We start from the raw sequence: 17,033 nt of genomic DNA on the forward strand, positions 1-17,033 counted from the left end.
TAGACATACCTAGTAACACACTCGTTCCGCTTGCGGGCTGGCAATTGGCCTTCTGCCGTAAGTGCCGGCCTCTTCGCGGGTAAACCCGCTCCCACAGAGGGAGGCGTGGTTCCCCCTGTGGGAGCGGGTTCACCCGCGAAGAGGCCGGTACAGGTCAAACCCGTTCGATGGCCAACGCCAGGCCTTGGCCAACGCCCACACACATGGTCGCCAGGCCCTTGCGGCCGCCGCTTTTCTCCAGCTGGTGAAGCGCAGTCAGCACCAGGCGCGCACCGCTCATGCCCAGCGGGTGGCCCAGGGCGATCGCGCCACCATTGGGGTTCACCTGCGGCGCATCGTCGGCCACACCCAGCTCACGCAGCACCGCCAGGCCTTGGCTGGCGAAGGCTTCGTTGAGCTCGATCACATCGAAATCATTCACCGCCACGCCCAGGCGCTCGGTCAGCTTGCGCACCGCCGGCACCGGGCCGATGCCCATGACACGCGGAGCAACCCCGGCGCTGGCCATGCCCAGCACACGGGCACGTGGGGTCAGGCCGTGTTTCTTCACCGCCTCGGCCGAGGCCAGGATCAGTGCCGCGGCGCCATCGTTCACGCCGGAGGCGTTGCCAGCGGTGACGGTCTTGTCCGGGCCGTTGACTGGCTTGAGCTTGGTCAGCGCTTCCAGCGTGGTTTCCGGGCGCAGGTGCTCGTCACGCTCGACGATGGTTTCGCCCTTCTTGTGGGCGATACGCACCGGCACGATCTCTTCGGCGAAGAAGCCGGCAGCCTGGGCCGCAGCAGCCTTCTGCTGGCTGCGCAGGGCAAAGGCGTCCTGATCAGCGCGGGAAACCTGGTAGTCGTCAGCCACGTTGTCGGCGGTCTCCGGCATGGCGTCGACGCCGTACTGGCTCTTCATCAGCGGGTTGATGAAACGCCAGCCGATGGTGGTGTCCTCGAGCTTCATGTTGCGCGAGTAGCCGCTTTCGGCCTTGCCCATGACGAAGGGCGCACGCGACATCGATTCGACGCCACCGGCAATCACAAACTCCATCTCGCCGCTGGCAATGGCGCGGAAAGCGGTACCAATGGCGTCCATGCCCGAAGCGCACAGGCGGTTCAGGGTCACGCCCGGAACGCTCTCTGGCAGGCCCGCCAGCAGCAGGGCCATGCGCGCGACGTTGCGGTTGTCTTCACCGGCCTGGTTGGCGCAGCCGAAGAACACTTCGTCGAGCTGGTCCCACTGGACCGAGGGGTTGCGTTCGATCAGCGCCTTCAGCGGCACGGCCGCCAGGTCGTCGGCACGCACGCCGGCCAGGGCGCCGCCGAAGCGGCCGATCGGGGTGCGGATGGCGTCACAGATAAATACTTCACGCATCAGGCTTCTCCTGCCAGGGGTGCTACGTTGAGCCCAGATTAAGGAGACACAGGGGTCGCTTACAATTCGATAATCGACTATTCGTGCGATTATCGAACCAAATGTTGCCCTACTATCGTTCGTCGAATGACGGGGCCGCAGTGGGCCCCGCCTGGTCAGGTCGCGTCGGCGTGGCTTACCAGACCTTTCACGATCACGCCCACTGTCGCCAGCGCCGCCGGCACCAGCAATGCGGTCAGTACCTGCTCGAAGTTCCAGCCCAGCCCCAGCAGCGTCGCACCGCTCCAGGCCCCGAGAATCGCGCCGAAGCGGCCGATGCCCAGCATCCACGATACGCCTGTGGCGCGAGCTTGGGTCGGGTAGAAGCGTGCGGCCAGCGACGGCATGGCCGACTGCGCGCCGTTGACGCACATGCCGGCGACCAGCACCAGGGTGGCGAGCACGGTGATGTTGCCCAGACTCTGACCTACGGCGTAGGCAAACACGCCGGCCAACAGGTAGAAGATGCCAATGACCTTGTGCGGGTTGAAGCGGTCCATGGCCCAACCCACCGCTACCGCACTGAGCACACCGCCGAACTGGAACAGCGCACCGATGAACGCGGCCTGTTCCATGCTGGCGCCGCTGTCGCGCATCAGTGTCGGCAGCCAGCTGGTCAGCAGGTAGACGATCACCAGGCCCATGAAGTAGGTCAGCCACAGCAGCACCGTGCCCAGGCCGTAGGTCCCGGAGAAGATCAGCGCAAACACGTTGCGCGCAGCCACGGCCTTCTGCTCCGGCACGCTGAAGCTGGCCGCCTGCGCAACCACCGCTGGCGCAATCGGCGCGAGGGTCTTGCGCACCTTGTCGTTACCGCGGTTGCGCACCACCAGGAAGCGCGCCGATTCCGGCAGCCAGACCATCAGCACCACGGCCAGCAGCAGCGGCAGCACGCCACCGATCACCAGCAGGCTGTGCCAGCCGTAGGCCGGGATCATCTTCGCGGAAATGAAACCACCACCGGCCATGCCGAGGTTGAAGCCGCAGAACATGCTGGTCACCAGCAGCGACTTGAGGCGCTCGGGGGTGTATTCGGACAGCAGCGTGGTGGCATTGGGCATCCCCGCCCCCAGCCCCAGGCCAGTCAGGAAGCGCAGCACCATCAACTGGTCGACGTTGCCGGCATAAGCCGAGGCCAGGCTGAAACCACCGAACACCAGCACCGCACCGACCAGTACGCCCTTGCGCCCGAAACGGTCAGCCAGCGGCCCGGAACCCAGGGCACCGAACACCATGCCGATCAACGCGGCACTCATCACCGGGCCGAGGCTGGCGCGGTCGATGCCCCACTCCTGCGACAAGGCAGGCGCGATGAAGCCCATGGCCGCGGTATCGAGGCCATCGAGGAAAACGATCAGGAAGCAGAGGATCACCACGCGCCACTGATAGCGCGACAGCGGTTGTTCATTGATGAATGACTGGACGTCGAGATTGTTCCCGACAGAGTGTGGTTGGTTCATTGTTGTTATCCAGAAAGGGGGGCACGGTCGGGCCGCTGCACTTGGGTCAATAGCACAGGGCTTCAATAGCGATTAAGTGCGGCCTGAATCAGCCTGGATACAACGGTACTGCGAACGGGTGCGGCCGCGGCAGTCGAGTGACAGTGGTCATGGGATGCGCCTCTTATGTTTTTCTTGTATCGGTCGGCAGAGCCGACCGTTGCGAGAGACATTAATCAGCGATCGGGGGAGGCGCAATTGACCCGGAGCGACACTGTGCGTTTATCGAACAGGAAACAGTGTCGCCACTGCCGCTAGCCGAACAACTGGTGGCAAAGGTCGCGGCTGGCCGCCAGCAGGATCGGCAGGAAGCGCTGCTCCAGCTCGCTGCGCGTCACCCGCCCGACATGGGTGCTCACGTTCAGCGCCGCCAGCACCTGCCCGGACGCATCATAGATTGGCACTGCGATCGAGCGCAGCCCCTGCTCCAGTTCCTGGTCGACCACGCACCAGCCCTGCTCCCGCACCTGCTGGATACAGGCGAACAACGAGTCGGGGTCGTTCAGGGTACGGCTGGTGCGCGCCTTGAGGTCAGCGCGCTCGAGGTATTCGCGCAGGCTGGTGTCGTCCATCGCCGCCAGCAGGATGCGCCCCATGGACGTGCAATAGGCCGGCAACCGCCCACCCACCGAGAGGTCGACCGAAATCAGCCGCTCCACCGTGGCCGAACGGGCTATATAAAGAATGTCGTCGCCTTCGAGGGTGGCCATGTTGGCAGCCTCGTGCAACTGGTCGCTGATGCGGTCGAGGTAGGGCTGGGCCGAAACCGCCAGCGGCGTCGACGACAGGTAGGCGTGCCCCAGGGTCAACACTTTCGGCAGCAGCGAATAGGTACGCCCGTCAGTAGTGGCGTAACCCAGCTTGATCAACGTATGCAGGCAGCGGCGCACGGCGGCCCTGGGGATTTCGGTGCGATGGCTGATCTGCGCGATGGTCAGGTGGCGTTTGCGCTCCTGGAAGGCCTGGATCACTGCCAGACCACGCGCCAGGGAGGTCATGAAGTCAGGGTCGCCGGTAAATGCCTGGATGCGCTTGGCCGGCGAGGCCACGATCGGCGGTGCCAGTGCGGGTGCGCTCGGGCGGGCCACCTCTGGGTTGGCAGATTCGTTGGGCGTGGTTTCGTCGTTCATCGCTCACCTCAAAAAAATCGCTGGCTCGTGCGATTATCGAACGAACGGCCGATAATCGCAATTGACCGCCGACAAATTTACTTATACCTTTCTCCTGCCACATGTGGCTTCTTTGGAGAGACTGGTCAGGTACCCACCGTAGAAGTCCCCAGGCAACGGCCTCGCCTCGTGCGGGGCCGTTTTATTTGTGCTTTGCGCAAAACGACAGCGAACTATTCCAGGTGCTGTTTGCTCAAAGTTTGTACAGGCCACCGCAGGCCTTGAAAGTTTGCACGCTGTTGCATAAATATCCCTGTTTGGCGATTTACCGATTGCTATAATCGATTCCGCTGGCCCGGATCGACACTCCGGCAATGGAATACTGGCCCGGCTTTCATCCGCCAACCAGCACGTCGTGTGCACGGGCAACTTGCACCTGCATACAACACCAGCCACTTCTACTTATTCAGGTATTACTGTGACGAAAGATGAACTGCGCGCAGAACTCGAGCGCCAGGCAGAACGTTACAAGGAAGTTTACGGTGGTGAAGTCACCACCTATGCCGCGCAACCGGACCCGGAACGCAAGCCTTGGCGCAAACGTGCCACTGTCCAGGACCAGGCATTCAGCCAGGAACTGGAAAAAATGGAAAAGGAACTGCGCAGCGAGCAACCCTGAGCTGCCCGCTGCTCCGCCCTCACGTCGCGGGCCAAGCGCCCTCGACGCGGCTGATCTTTACCGAATGGCCGAGGATGAAATGGAATTACACAAATTTCATACAACCGTTTGAAGCGCTACCGCGCTGAGATTTTTCCAGAAATTTAACGAATTTTTCGCTATTTCTGGGTTTTTAACGGAACTTTTTCCGCCAGACTCCGTCACCTGCTGGGCTGAGAGGGTGCTCACGAAGCTGCCATCGGTCAGCAGTGGGTGCATCGATTGCCAAGGTTTTCTGGCATAATCCCGCCCCCCTATGACCGCCAGACAACCTTCATGATCGATTTATTCAGCGGACTGGATGCCTGGGTATTGGTGAGCCTGCTGCTCGCCCTGACCTTCGTGCTTGCATTCGAGTTCATCAATGGCTTTCATGACACCGCCAACGCGGTAGCCACCGTCATCTATACCAAAGCCATGCCACCACACCTGGCCGTGTTCTTCTCCGGGGTGTTCAACTTCTTCGGCGTTCTGCTCGGCGGTGTCGGGGTGGCCTACGCCATCGTCCACCTGCTGCCGGTCGAACTGCTGATCAATGTGAATACCGGGCATGGCCTGGCCATGGTCTTCTCGTTGCTGGCTGCCGCCATCACCTGGAACCTGGGTACCTGGTACTTCGGCATCCCCGCTTCCAGCTCGCACACCCTGATCGGCTCGATCCTCGGCGTGGGCCTGGCCAACGCACTGATCAACGACATCCCGCTGGGCGATGGCGTCAACTGGCAGAAGGCGATCGACATCGCCATGTCGCTGGTGGTCTCGCCGATTGCCGGCTTCGCAGTCGCCGCACTGGTGCTGATCGGCCTGAAATGGTGGCGCCCACTGTCGAAGATGCATAAAACCCCGGAGCAGCGCCGCAAACTCGACGACAAGAAGCACCCGCCATTCTGGAACCGCCTGGTCCTGGTGATTTCGGCCATGGGCGTGAGCTTCGTGCACGGCTCCAACGATGGCCAGAAAGGCATCGGCCTGATCATGCTGGTACTGATCGGTATCGTACCGGCCAAGTTCGTCCTCGACCTGAACAGCACCACCTACCAGATCGAGCGCACCCGCGACGCCACCCTGCACATGAGCCAGTTCTACCAGCGCAACGCCGCCACCCTGGGCGAGTTCCTGGCACTGGGCAAGGCCCAGTCGACCGACCTGCCGGAGCAGTTCAGCTGCAACCCGCAGCAGACCGAACCGACCATCGCTGCACTGCAGTCCTCGCTGCAAGGCGTGACCGACTATCACGCGCTGGATGCCGAAAAGCGTGTTGAAGTGCGCCGCTACCTGCTGTGCCTGGACGACACCGCGAAGAAGGTAGGCAAGCTGCCTGGCCTGGACGCCCGTGAAAAGGCCGACCTGGAGAAGCTGCGCAAGGACCTGACCGCCACCACCGAATACGCCCCGTTCTGGGTGATCGTGGCCGTCGCCCTGGCCTTGGGCCTGGGCACCATGGTTGGTTGGAAGCGTGTGGTGCTGACCGTCGGTGAGAAGATCGGCAAGCAGGGCATGACCTATGCCCAGGGCATGTCGGCGCAGATCACCGCGGCCTGCGCCATCGGCATGGCCAACGTGTTCGCCCTGCCGGTGTCGACCACCCATGTGCTGTCGTCCGGCGTTGCCGGCACCATGGTCGCCAACAAGAGCGGCCTGCAAGGCGGCACCGTGAAGACCATCCTGCTGGCCTGGGTGTTGACCCTGCCGGCCTCGATGGGCCTGGCGGCCGGGCTGTTCTGGCTGGCCTCCAAGGCCCTGGCCTGAGCGATTCCGCTGCACTGAAAAAGGCGCTCTAGGGCGCCTTTTTCGTGGGCGCGTTCCTGTACCGGCCTCTTCGCGGGCAAGCCCGCTCCCACAGAGATGGCACCTGGACTCAGGGCAACGCTATACCTGTGGCAGCGGGCTGCGCACGACGAGATCGGTACGAAAAGTCACTTTTTCTTGCCGCCTAGCAACGACCCCATCAACCCCCGCACCAACTGCCGCCCCAACTGATTGGCCGCCTGGCGCACCGCCGACTTGATCGCCTGCCCCGCCGCACTCTGCAAAAAATCCCCTGCCTTGTCAGCGAAACTCTCTTCGTCCGCCTTCGGCACTGGCGCCGGTTCCGTCGGCTCACCTTTACGCTGGGTCAGCATTTCATACGCCGACTCCCGGTCAATCGCCTTGTCATACCGCCCCAGCAGGGGTGAAGCCGCAATCAACGCGCTGCGTTCGGCAGCACTCAATGGGCCGATCCGCGATTGCGGTGGCGCAATCAGCACCCGCTGAACCATCGCCGGCGTGCCCTTGTCTTCCAGAGTGCCGACCAACGCCTCGCCAATCCCCAGCTCGGTCAGCACCGCCAGGCTATCGAACGCCGGGTTTGGGCGGAAGCCATCTGCCACAGCCCTGAGCGACTTCTGCTCCTTGGCGGTGAAGGCGCGCAGGCCGTGCTGGATACGCAAGCCCAACTGGGCCAGCACGCTATCAGGCAGATCGCCCGGCGACTGGGTGACGAAATACACGCCAACGCCCTTGGAGCGGATCAGCCGTACCACCTGCTCCAGGCGGTCCTGCAGCGCTTTCGGCGTGCCGTTGAACAACAGATGGGCCTCGTCGAAGAACAGCGCCAGTACCGGTTTGTCGGCATCACCGCGCTCCGGCAACTGCTCGAACAGTTCAGCCAGCAGCCACAGCAGGAAAGTCGCATACACCTTCGGCGCCTCATGCACCAGCCGGCTGGCGTCAAGCAGGTGGATACGCCCACGGCCATCGGCACCCGGCCGCAACAGGTCTTCCAGTTGCAGCGCCGGCTCGCCAAACAGCGCCTCGGCACCCTGCTGCTCCAGGGTTGCCAGCCGACGCAGCAAGGCCTGGGTCGAGCCGGTGGTCATCAGCGCGCTGTCTTCGCCCAGCAGTTGCGGGTTGTCCTTCAGGTGCGCCAACAGGGCTTTGAGGTCTTTCAGGTCGAGCAGCAGCAAGCCTTCGCGATCCGCCACCTTGAACGCCGCATACAGCGCGGCCTGCTGGCTGTCGGTCAATTCCAGCAGGTTGCCGAGCAGCAAGGGGCCCATTTCGCTGAGGGTGGTACGCAACGGGTGGCCGGACTGCCCGGCCACATCCCAGAGCGTCACCGGATAGGCTTTGGGCGTATGTCCCAGCCAAGGCATGCCAGCGATTCGCTCAGCCACCTTGCCTTGTGGCGCACCTGCCACACCCAGGCCACACAGGTCGCCTTTGACGTCTGCCGCGAACACCGCCACACCGGCGTCGCTGAACACTTCCGCCAGGTGCTGCAGGGTCACGGTCTTGCCGGTACCGGTAGCCCCGGCGACCAGGCCGTGGCGATTGGCCAGGCGCATGGCTTGCTGCACTGGCTGACCACTGGGGTCAGCGCCTACAACTATGGTCGAAGTTTCCGACATCTCTCTCATCCCCGCTCAAGCTTTGGCTTAATTCAGCCGATACCGTTGGGTGATATTCGCCTTAATAGACAGGAGCAACCGAAAAGGACTTTTCGGGATTTGCACTGCTTGCAGCGATACCGTGCGAACGCCCGATAAAAACCTTAGCGGAACCGATTACGCCATGAACAAAAACCTGCGTTTCAGCCATAAGATCCTTTTGGCTGCGTCATTGATCGTGATACTCGCCTTCAGCCTGTTCACCCTTTACAACGATTACCTCCAGCGTAATGCGATCCGCGAGAATCTGGAGAATTATCTGGCTGAAATGGGCGAATCCACTTCGACCAACATCCGCAACCTGTTCGATGGCCGTATCAAACTGGTGGAAAACCTGGCGCAGAACATTGCCCAGCAACCGGCCAATGCCGAAACACTGATGGGCCAGAATGCCCTGATCTCGAGTTTCCTCACGGTCTACCTTGGCAAGGTCGATGGTGGTTTCAGCGTGCGCCCGGACGCCAAGATGCCTGACGGCTATGACCCGCGCACCCGCCCTTGGTACAAGGACGGCATGAACGCTCAGGGCGTGATTCTCACCGAGCCTTACATCGACCTGACCACCAACAAGATGGTCATCGGTATCCTGAGCAAGGTCTCCGCCAGCGTCGGCGTAGTCGGTGGCGACCTCGCCCTCGACGGCCTGGTGCAGATCATCAACTCGCTGAACTTCGGCGGCATGGGTTATGCGTTCCTGGTCAACGACCAGGGCAAGATCCTGGTCCACCCGGACAAGGAACTGGTCATGAAGTCGCTGTCGGACCTGTTCCCGCAGCACACGCCGAAACTGTCCGGCGAGCTGACCGAAGTCGACGCCAACGGCCAGGCCCGCCTGCTGACCTTCACCCCGATCAAGGGCCTGCCTTCGGCCAACTGGTACATCGGCCTGTCGGTGGACAAGGACAAGGCCTTTGCCATGCTCAGCACCTTCCGCACCTCGGCGGTGATCGCCACCCTGGTGGCCGTGGTGATCATCATCGGCCTGCTCGGCCTGCTGATCCGCGTGCTGATGCAGCCGTTGCACACCATGACCCGCGCCATGGAGGACATCGCCGAAGGTGAAGGCGACCTGACCAAGCGCCTGAGCATCCACAACCACGACGAGTTCGGCATTCTCGGCAAGGCCTTCAACCGCTTCGTCGAACGCATCCACGGCTCGATCCGCGAAGTGTCGTCGGCGACCGAGCAGGTCAATGAAGTGGCCCTGCGCGTCATCAGCGCCTCTAACTCGTCGATGGCCAATTCCGACGAGCAGTCCAACCGCACCAACAGTGTCGCCGCAGCCATCAACGAACTCGGCGCCGCCGCCCAGGAAATCGCCGGCAATGCCGCCCAGGCCTCTCAGCACGCCAGCTCCGCGCGCCTGCTGGCCGAGGAAGGCCAGCAAGTGGTGGAGCGCAACATCGCGGCAATGAACCGCCTGTCTGACCTGATCGTCACGTCGAGCGCGCACATCGAGACGCTCAACAGCAAGACCGTGAACATCGGCCAGATCCTCGAGGTGATCACCAGCATTTCCCAGCAGACCAACCTGCTGGCGCTCAACGCCGCGATCGAAGCGGCCCGCGCCGGTGAGGCCGGGCGTGGCTTTGCCGTGGTCGCCGACGAAGTCCGCAACCTCGCGCACCGCACCCAGGAGTCGGCGCAGCAGGTACAGACCATGATCGAAGAGCTGCAGGTCGGTGCCCGCGAGTCGGTCGACACCATGGGCCAGAGCCAGCGCCACAGCCAGGACAGCATGCAGATCGCCAACCAGGCCGGCGAGCGCCTGGACAGCGTGACCGTGCGCATCGGCGAGATCGACGGCATGAACCAGTCGGTGGCCACCGCCACCGAAGAGCAGACTGCCGTGGTCGACTCGATCAACATGGACATCAACGAGATCAACATGCTCAACCAGGAAGGTGTCGAGAACCTGCAGGCCACCCTGCGTGCCTGCTCGGACCTGGAGCAGCAGGCCACCCGCCTGAAACACCTGGTCGGCAGCTTCCGCATCTGACCTGAATCACCGCGTCGTACTTTTCGCGGGCAAGCCCGCTCCCACAGGTACCCCACAGCCCTACCGGCTGGTGCATGACCTGTGGGAGCGGGCTTGCCCGCGAAGATTGCAGCACTGCCCTCCCGCCCAACCCTGATCGAACAAACTATCCTTCTGGTAGGTCAACCTTTAGGCGCGTCATTGCCAGATGACAGACCCAAAGACGATCCTGGAGGGATGCTGATCGTGCACATCGCCGACATCACCATGTTCTACGCCCCGGCCAGCGGCGGCGTGCGGACGTACCTCGATGCCAAACACCACCGCCTCGACGCCTTACCGGGCGTGCGCCACAGCCTCCTGATCCCCGGCGCCAGCGCCAGCCATGCCGATGGTATCTACCAGGTCCCCGCTCCGCCGCTGCCATTCGGCAAGGGCTACCGTTTCCCGGTGCGCCTGGCCCCTTGGTGCAACGTGCTGCGCCGCCTGAAGCCCGACCTGATCGAAGTCGGCGACCCCTACCTCACCGCCTGGGCCGCACTGGAAGCACGGCGCAAGCTCGACGTGCCGGTAATCGGCTTCTACCACTCCGACCTGCCGCTGCTGGTGAGCAACCGCATGGGCAACTGGTTCACGCCCAATGTCGAAGCCTATGTCAGCAAGCTGTATGGCAATTTCGACCGGGTGCTGGCGCCGAGCCTGGTGATGGCCGACAAGCTGCGCCGCCTGGGGGTGCGCGACGTGCACGTGCAGCGCCTGGGTGTCGACCTGGAAACCTTCCACCCCGACCATCGCGACCCACACCTGCGGGCCCAGCTGGGCATCGCCGATACCAGCCGCCTGCTCATCTACGCCGGGCGCGGCTCACGGGAAAAGAACCTGCCGGTGCTGCTCGAATGCATGCAACACCTGGGGCGCCCCTATCACCTGTTGCTGGTCGGTTCGAACATGCCGGCCAACGTGCCCGAGAACGTCAGCGTCATCGACCAGTTCCGCCCGCCGCAGGAAGTCGCGCGCCTGATGGCCAGTGCCGACTTGCTGGTGCATGCCGGCGACCAGGAAACCTTCGGCCTGGTCATCCTCGAAGCCATGGCCAGTGCCACGCCGGTCGTCGCGGTTCGCGCCGGGGCCTTTGGCGAGATCGTCAACGAGCACTGCGGCCGCCTGTGCCGGGCCAACGATGGCCAGGCCATGGCCCTGGCCGTGCGCGAAGCATTCGAGGCCGGTGTGCACAGGCTCGGCGCCCAGGCCCGTCAGCATGTGGAACAACATTACTCGTGGGACAAGGTGGTGGCCGGCTTGCTGCAACACTACCAGGCAGTGCTCGGCCATCAGCCTCAGGTGCGCGCCCATGGCTGAACTCGACTGTGCACCGCGCAGCCTGATGCTGGTGCTGCACGATATCGCACCGGAAACCTGGCCGGACTATCAGCCGTTCGTGCAGGCCGTGGACGAGATGGGCAATGTGCCGATGACCTGGCTGGTGGTGCCAGACTTTCATCACCGCAACCCACTGACCCGCTCACCGACCTTCTGCCGCCTGCTCGAACGGCGCCTGGCGCGGGGTGACGAACTGGCGCTGCACGGCTTCTATCACGCCGACGACGGCCCCACGCCGCGCAGCCTCGGTGAATACTTCATGCGGCGCATCTACACCCACGAAGGCGAATTCTATGCCCTTGATCAGGCGCAAGCCCTGCAGCGTCTGGAACAAGGCCTGGCGCTGTTCGCCGAGCAAGGCTGGCCAGTGGCCGGTTTTGTCGCACCAGCCTGGCTGATGAGCCAGGGCACCCGGCAGGCCCTTAGCCAGCTGCCGCTGCGGTACACCAGCACGCCCCAGCACCTTTATCGCTTGCCGGACTTCACCGCGTTCGAGGCGCCAGGGCTGGTATGGAGCGCACGCAGCGCCTGGCGCCGGGGGCTGTCAAAAGTGGTCTGCGATTGGCAGTGTCGGCGCTGGCGCACGGCCACAACCCTGCGCCTGGGCTTGCACCCGGTGGACATGCGCCACCACTCAGCGCGCAACTACTGGCTGCGCACCCTCGACAACCTGCTGCTGCAAGGCCGTGAGCCGCTGACCAAGTCGGCCTGGCTGGAGCGGCAGGTGATCGCATGAACCGCCTCGGCTGGCTGGCCCTGGCACTGGCTGCTGCCTTGATGGTACCGGCGCTGCTCGGTGGCAACCAGCTGCTGCCCAGGCTGGCGGCCTTCGACAACAGGCTGTTGCTGGTGCTGCTCGGCATGATCCTGCTGTGCTGGGTGATCAATGCCATCCGCCTGCGCCTGCTGCTCGGCCGGCAAGCGGCGCAGCTTGGCCGTGTGCGCAGCCTCGGCGTGGTGATGGCCACCGAGTTCGCCATCTGCACCACCCCTGGCGGCAGCGGTGGGCCGATCACCCTCATGGCCCTGCTCGCCCGTGACCGCATCGGCCCGGCACGCAGCGGTGCGGTGTTTGCCATGGATCAGTTGAACGATTTGCTGTTCTTTTTCTGCGCCATGCTGGCGATCGCCGGCTATGCCCTGTTCCACAGTCTTGGTCGCAGCCAGCAAAGCATGCTGCTGGGCAGCGCACTGCTGCTGTGCGCGGCCTTGGCCATGATCGTGGTGCTGTTGCGTTACCGCCGGGCGGTGATGCGCTTCAACGGCCGCATGCTGCAACGCCTGGGCATGCCCGGCCGGCGCAGACGCCGCTGGGCCCGCAAGGCGCTGCATTTCATCGACGCCCTGGCACAGACTTGGCAGTTGCCCAAACGCACCCTGGCGCTGGTGTTCAGCCTTACCTGCCTGCACTGGAGCCTGCGCTACAGCGTGCTGTACCTGGTGCTGCAAGGCCTGGGGGCGGAGCTGTCGTGGATCCCGAGTTTCCTGGTGCAGATGCTGTCGCTCAGCGCCGGGCAATTCAGCCTGCTACCGGGGGGTGCCGGTGCTGCCGAGCTGACCTCGGCCAGCCTGCTGACGCCACTGGTGGGCAGTTCCACAGCCGCGGCGGCGATCCTGATCTGGCGGGCGATCACTTACTACTTTTATCTGCTGGCGGGCGGGCCGGTGTTTGTCTGCCTGCTGGCGCGTCCGTTGCTGGAGCGCTGGCGGCGTCAGACGGGTTGAGCTGGCGCCAGAGCTCGGCGGCGTCCGGGAAGTCGGTGCCGTCTTCGTCGCTCAGGGACTCGGGGTCGTAGCGGGCCAGGCAACCTTCACCCAAGGTAGGGGGTGGTGACGCGGTGGGATTATTACGCTTGGCCATGGATTACTCTCGATTGGGGGCGCTTCGCGCCCCATCGCCGGCAAGCGCGGCTCCCACAAGGACTGCGCTGCTTTGGGAGCCGCGCTTGCCGGCGATGGGCTGCACAGCAGCCCCCATGCGCTATCAGTCGAATACCACGGTCTTGTTGCCGTGCACCAGAACGCGATCTTCAAGGTGATAGCGCAGGCCGCGGGCGAGCACCATCTTCTCGACGTCACGGCCGAAGCGGACCATGTCTTCGATGCTGTCGGCGTGGCTCACACGCACCACGTCCTGCTCGATGATCGGGCCGGCGTCCAGCTCTTCGGTCACGTAGTGGCAGGTCGCACCGATCAGCTTCACGCCACGCAGGGCCGCCTGGTGGTAAGGCTTGGCACCGACGAACGACGGCAGGAAGCTGTGGTGGATATTGATGACCTTCTCGGCATAGTCCTGGCACAACTGCGGCGGCAGGATTTGCATGTAACGCGCCAGTACCACCACGTCAGCCGAGTGCTCCTGCACCAGACGCGACACTTCGGCAAAAGCCGGGGCCTTGTCCTTGGGGTCTACCGGTACGTGGAAGAACGGAATGCCGTGCCACTCGACCATGCTGCGCAGGTCGTTGTGGTTGGAAATCACACAAGGGATCTCGCAATCCAGTTCATCGGTGTGCCAGCGGTGCAGCAGGTCGGCCAGGCAGTGCGATTCGCGGCTGGCCATCAGCACCACGCGCTTCTTCTGCGCCGAGTCGGTGATACGCCAGGTCATGGAGAACTCTTCGGCGATCGGCGCAAAGGCTTCGCGGAACGCCTCGATACCGAATGGCAGCGATTCAGCACGGATTTCATGGCGCATGAAGAACCAGCCGCTCTGCTCATCGGAGTGGTGGCTGGCTTCGTTGATCCAGCCATTGTACAAGGCCAGGAAATTACTGACTTTCGCCACGATGCCAACACGGTCGGGGCAGGCGATCACCAGACGATAGGTGCGCATGAATTAAGACTCCAGAACTTCGCAAAGGCGCTCATTCTAGCGGCCCGACCAGAAAAACGCAGTAAGCATTGCACCCGCCGGTAGCCGCAGGCCGGCAAAGGCAGTGTATGAGCCAGGCTGACGACAGCCTGATGGCATTCAGGACCAACTGCAGGGCATATGTAAATTTTTCTTAATCTTGAGATATTTTGTCACAGGGTTAATAACAGTTACGTGCCGAATAATATGTTTACTTGAGAGTATTGCCTGTCTATTATTGCTTCACACATTTCTGAACACGCATTAAGGAACACTCCATGTCCCTGATCAACGAATACCGCGCTACCGAAGAAGCCATCAAGGAACTTCAGGCCCGCCTGGCCAACCTGTCTCAGGATGACAAGCTGAAGAAAGAACTGGAGTTCGAAGGCAAACTGCGCACCCTGATGGGCGAATACTCCAAGTCGCTGCGCGACGTCATCGCCCTGCTCGACCCGGAATCGAAACTGAGCAAAGCCCCACGCGGTGCTGCCAAACCTGTCGCCACCAAACGTGCGCGCAAGGTCAAGCAATACAAGAACCCGCACAACGGTGAAGTGATCGAAACCAAAGGCGGCAACCACAAGACCCTGAAAGAATGGAAAGCCAAATGGGGTAGTGATGAGGTTGAACGCTGGGCGACCCTGCTGGACTGATTGTCCACACTAAAGCGCTGCATATACATACAAAAACGCCGGCATGAAGCCGGCGTTTTTGTTTGCTCACTCAAAGGCTGATAGCAAACTGCTCACGCAAGTTGCGGGCATGCGCCTGCCAGGCGTCCAGCAACCGCCGCCCGGCCTCGTCAGCGGTGGCCAAGGCGCCCAGCCTGGCTTGCTCGAAATCACCCAAGGTGTTCGGTGCGCCCCAGTGCGGGTCACTCAGGCGTTGCTGGCAGAAACCATACCAGCGCTGGCGCTCTTCGCTGTTCAAGGTCTCGGGGAAGTTCCGCGCGCGGTAACGGAACAACAACTCAGGCAGGCGCGGATCATCGAACATCCAATGGCCGTGGCCTAATTGTGCAGGGTCCAGCGTGCGAACTTGCTCGCACAAGCGTCGGTCGCGGTCACCGATGAAACCGTCATACAACTGCTGCTCGGGGTCTTCAACCGCCGTAAAATCCTCTTTGCCGTAGATAAGCTCGAGCTTGTCTTGCCATGCAGACTGTTGATTAGCCAGTTGTTCAGCACGTGATTGCATCAATGCCAAGTCGATACCCAGTCGTTGCTGATCGGCCGGGCGCAATACCGAAAGCGGAGCGACTACCGGGCAGCGATTGATCTGCACCAACTTGAGCGGGACCGGTAATTGTCCTTCAGAAAGTTCCTCATGTCGCGTGTACAACCGCTCGCGCAGCACCTCGGCACTTTCCCTTATTAACGGTAGGGTTTCCTGATGCAGGTCGCACACAATCAGTGCATTGCGATTACGCGGGTGCCAGGCCAACGGCAGCACCACGCCCAGATAATTACGCGCCGCAGAAAAGCGCCCGGATATATGCACCAGTGGCTGCAATAGACGGATCTGCTCCATCACTTTGTGCTTGCTGCGCAACTGGAACAGCCACTCGTACAACTTGGGTTGTTTCTGCCTTATCAAGCGAGCCAGGGCAATGGTGGCCCGTACGTCAGAAAGCGCTTCATGAGCATGCCCATGGTCGATGCCATTGGCCTGGCTGAGCAATTCCAGACGCAGGCTGGTGCGCCCATCCTGTTGCGGCCAGACGATGCCTTCCGGGCGCAAGGCGTAGGCGGTACGCACCACGTCGATCAGGTCCCAGCGGCTATTGCCGCCCTGCCACTCGCGGGCATAAGGGTCGAAGAAATTGCGGTACAGGCTGTAGCGGGTCACTTCGTCGTCGAAGCGCAGGGTGTTGTAGCCAGCACCGCAGGTGCCGGGGCGCGCCAACTGCTCATGGACCCGGGTCATGAACTCGGCTTCGCACAGGCCTTGGTTGGCTAGTTGCTCGGGGGTGATACCGGTGACCAGGCAGGCGGCCGGGTGCGGCAGAATATCGTCCGAAGGGCGGCAGTAGAGGCTGATCGGGTCTTCGATCTCATTGAGGTCGAGATCGGTGCGTACACCGGCAACCTGCAGCGGCCGATCACAGCGCGGGTTGATGCCAGTGGTTTCGTAGTCGTGCCAGAAGATGCTGGAAGTCACGGGGTCGTCCTGTTTCGAGGTCGACCCGATTTTAGCGGAGCCAGGCTCAGGCGGAAGCGTTGGCAGGGCGGAAACTGAAATAGTCGCGCAGCGAGCGGACGAATTCATCGTATTCGCGCGGCGCCTGCAGCAGCATGAAGCCGGAATCGTAGTGGCCCGGGGTCTGGTCTTCGCGGCACCACAGGCAACTGGCGGTCAGGTTGATGAACTGAAACCCGCCACCGGCCAGTGGCAAGCGCAATTGCAGCTCGAAGTCCGGACCAACCAGCACAGGCAACGAGCTGATCAGCATGATCCCATCTTCGGAGGCATTGCCCAGCTGACCGATCGGCTGATCGGTAAAGCGGTTGTAGACCTTGAGCACACAAGGCAACTGATGGCGTTCGATATGGCGCTGGTTGAACATGATCGCGATTGCAGTCCCGTACCTGATGCCAGGAATGCAAGGTACTGGCGGTTGTTGTAACAGCTGAGTTACAGATTAGCGCAGCGCGCCGGGCAAATC

The 17,033-nt window shown here is 62.5% G+C and carries 13 protein-coding genes and 2 pseudogenes; 8 read left to right on the forward strand and 7 right to left on the reverse strand.

Going from position 1 to position 17,033, the window contains the following annotated elements:
- Nucleotides 1-154: 154 nt before the first annotated feature.
- The 3 genes from pcaF to pcaR form a co-directional block, all read right to left on the reverse strand.
- Nucleotides 155-1,360, reverse strand: coding sequence for a 3-oxoadipyl-CoA thiolase (gene pcaF, locus OCX61_RS22250; RefSeq protein ID WP_205524627.1), 1,206 nt, complete (start codon nucleotides 1,358-1,360; stop codon nucleotides 155-157).
- 152 nt (nucleotides 1,361-1,512) lie between these two features.
- A complete protein-coding gene (gene pcaK / locus OCX61_RS22255) occupies nucleotides 1,513-2,856 on the reverse strand; it encodes a 4-hydroxybenzoate transporter PcaK (RefSeq protein ID WP_261941407.1) in 1,344 nt (447 codons plus the stop codon).
- 293 nt (nucleotides 2,857-3,149) lie between these two features.
- Nucleotides 3,150-4,025, reverse strand: coding sequence for a pca regulon transcriptional regulator PcaR (pcaR, locus tag OCX61_RS22260; protein ID WP_261941408.1), 876 nt, complete (start codon nucleotides 4,023-4,025; stop codon nucleotides 3,150-3,152).
- A gap of 457 nt (nucleotides 4,026-4,482) precedes the next feature.
- Between pcaR and OCX61_RS22265 the strand changes: the two genes are divergently transcribed.
- Both OCX61_RS22265 and OCX61_RS22270 read left to right on the forward strand, forming a co-directional pair.
- Nucleotides 4,483-4,683, forward strand: a complete 201-nt coding sequence (locus tag OCX61_RS22265; RefSeq protein WP_085675141.1) for a hypothetical protein — start codon at nucleotides 4,483-4,485, stop codon at nucleotides 4,681-4,683.
- Nucleotides 4,684-4,998: 315 nt separating this feature from the next.
- The gene (locus tag OCX61_RS22270; RefSeq protein WP_261941409.1) at nucleotides 4,999-6,471 is read left to right on the forward strand and encodes an inorganic phosphate transporter; all 1,473 of its coding nucleotides are present in this window, start codon (nucleotides 4,999-5,001) and stop codon (nucleotides 6,469-6,471) included.
- A gap of 167 nt (nucleotides 6,472-6,638) precedes the next feature.
- Here the strand turns inward: OCX61_RS22270 and OCX61_RS22275 are convergent, their stop codons facing one another.
- Complete coding sequence (locus OCX61_RS22275) at nucleotides 6,639-8,114, reverse strand: helicase HerA-like domain-containing protein (RefSeq protein ID WP_261941410.1); 1,476 nt, start codon at nucleotides 8,112-8,114, stop codon at nucleotides 6,639-6,641.
- Between the two features lie 307 nt (nucleotides 8,115-8,421).
- Between OCX61_RS22275 and OCX61_RS27435 the strand changes: the two are divergent.
- The 5 genes and pseudogenes from OCX61_RS27435 to gpgF form a co-directional block, all read left to right on the forward strand.
- A pseudogene (locus OCX61_RS27435) lies at nucleotides 8,422-9,246 on the forward strand (PDC sensor domain-containing protein); the annotation flags it as partial.
- A gap of 309 nt (nucleotides 9,247-9,555) precedes the next feature.
- Nucleotides 9,556-10,152 (forward strand): annotated as a pseudogene (locus OCX61_RS27440) (methyl-accepting chemotaxis protein); the annotation flags it as partial.
- A gap of 216 nt (nucleotides 10,153-10,368) precedes the next feature.
- Entirely contained in the window at nucleotides 10,369-11,490 is a 1,122-nt protein-coding gene (gpgS, locus tag OCX61_RS22285; protein ID WP_261941412.1) for an N-acetylglucosaminyl phosphatidylglycerol synthase, read from the forward strand.
- Nucleotides 11,483-12,247: an N-acetylglucosaminyl phosphatidylglycerol deacetylase gene (gpgD, locus tag OCX61_RS22290; protein ID WP_261941413.1), complete on the forward strand. Its 765-nt coding sequence runs from the start codon at nucleotides 11,483-11,485 to the stop codon at nucleotides 12,245-12,247. The genes gpgS and gpgD overlap by 8 nt, the downstream gene beginning before the upstream one ends.
- Nucleotides 12,244-13,236: a glucosaminyl phosphatidylglycerol flippase gene (gpgF, locus tag OCX61_RS22295; protein WP_261941414.1), complete on the forward strand. Its 993-nt coding sequence runs from the start codon at nucleotides 12,244-12,246 to the stop codon at nucleotides 13,234-13,236. The genes gpgD and gpgF overlap by 4 nt, the downstream gene beginning before the upstream one ends.
- Nucleotides 13,237-13,495: 259 nt before the next feature.
- Here the strand turns inward: gpgF and purU are convergent, their stop codons facing one another.
- Nucleotides 13,496-14,347 carry a formyltetrahydrofolate deformylase gene (gene purU / locus OCX61_RS22305; RefSeq protein WP_261941416.1) on the reverse strand — a complete coding sequence of 284 codons (852 nt, stop codon included), beginning with the start codon at nucleotides 14,345-14,347 and terminating at the stop codon, nucleotides 13,496-13,498.
- 296 nt (nucleotides 14,348-14,643) lie between these two features.
- Here purU and mvaT point away from each other — a divergent pair, with 296 nt between their 5' ends.
- Nucleotides 14,644-15,021 carry a histone-like nucleoid-structuring protein MvaT gene (mvaT, locus tag OCX61_RS22310; protein ID WP_261941417.1) on the forward strand — a complete coding sequence of 126 codons (378 nt, stop codon included), beginning with the start codon at nucleotides 14,644-14,646 and terminating at the stop codon, nucleotides 15,019-15,021.
- Nucleotides 15,022-15,091: 70 nt separating this feature from the next.
- Here the strand turns inward: mvaT and sbcB are convergent, their stop codons facing one another.
- Nucleotides 15,092-16,528 carry an exodeoxyribonuclease I gene (gene sbcB, locus OCX61_RS22315; protein ID WP_261941418.1) on the reverse strand — a complete coding sequence of 479 codons (1,437 nt, stop codon included), beginning with the start codon at nucleotides 16,526-16,528 and terminating at the stop codon, nucleotides 15,092-15,094.
- 46 nt (nucleotides 16,529-16,574) lie between these two features.
- Nucleotides 16,575-16,934, reverse strand: coding sequence for a PilZ domain-containing protein (locus OCX61_RS22320; protein ID WP_085675132.1), 360 nt, complete (start codon nucleotides 16,932-16,934; stop codon nucleotides 16,575-16,577).
- Nucleotides 16,935-17,033 lie beyond the last annotated feature (99 nt).

This window comes from Pseudomonas sp. LRP2-20 (genome assembly GCF_024349685.1).
Classification (GTDB): Bacteria; Pseudomonadota; Gammaproteobacteria; order Pseudomonadales; family Pseudomonadaceae; genus Aquipseudomonas.

What these genes read in the sequence shown, in the direction of transcription:
- gpgD (WP_261941413.1), top strand. Translation starts at nt 11,483, where the DNA reads ATGGCTGAACTCGACTGTGCACCGCGCAGCCTGATGCTGGTGCTGCAC.
- gpgS (WP_261941412.1), top strand. Translation starts at nt 10,369, where the DNA reads ATGCTGATCGTGCACATCGCCGACATCACCATGTTCTACGCCCCGGCC.
- pcaR (WP_261941408.1), bottom strand. Translation starts at nt 4,025, where the DNA reads ATGAACGACGAAACCACGCCCAACGAATCTGCCAACCCAGAGGTGGCC.
- OCX61_RS22275 (WP_261941410.1), bottom strand. Translation starts at nt 8,114, where the DNA reads ATGTCGGAAACTTCGACCATAGTTGTAGGCGCTGACCCCAGTGGTCAG.
- mvaT (WP_261941417.1), top strand. Translation starts at nt 14,644, where the DNA reads ATGTCCCTGATCAACGAATACCGCGCTACCGAAGAAGCCATCAAGGAA.
- gpgF (WP_261941414.1), top strand. Translation starts at nt 12,244, where the DNA reads ATGAACCGCCTCGGCTGGCTGGCCCTGGCACTGGCTGCTGCCTTGATG.
- OCX61_RS22320 (WP_085675132.1), bottom strand. Translation starts at nt 16,934, where the DNA reads ATGTTCAACCAGCGCCATATCGAACGCCATCAGTTGCCTTGTGTGCTC.
- OCX61_RS22270 (WP_261941409.1), top strand. Translation starts at nt 4,999, where the DNA reads ATGATCGATTTATTCAGCGGACTGGATGCCTGGGTATTGGTGAGCCTG.
- purU (WP_261941416.1), bottom strand. Translation starts at nt 14,347, where the DNA reads ATGCGCACCTATCGTCTGGTGATCGCCTGCCCCGACCGTGTTGGCATC.
- pcaK (WP_261941407.1), bottom strand. Translation starts at nt 2,856, where the DNA reads ATGAACCAACCACACTCTGTCGGGAACAATCTCGACGTCCAGTCATTC.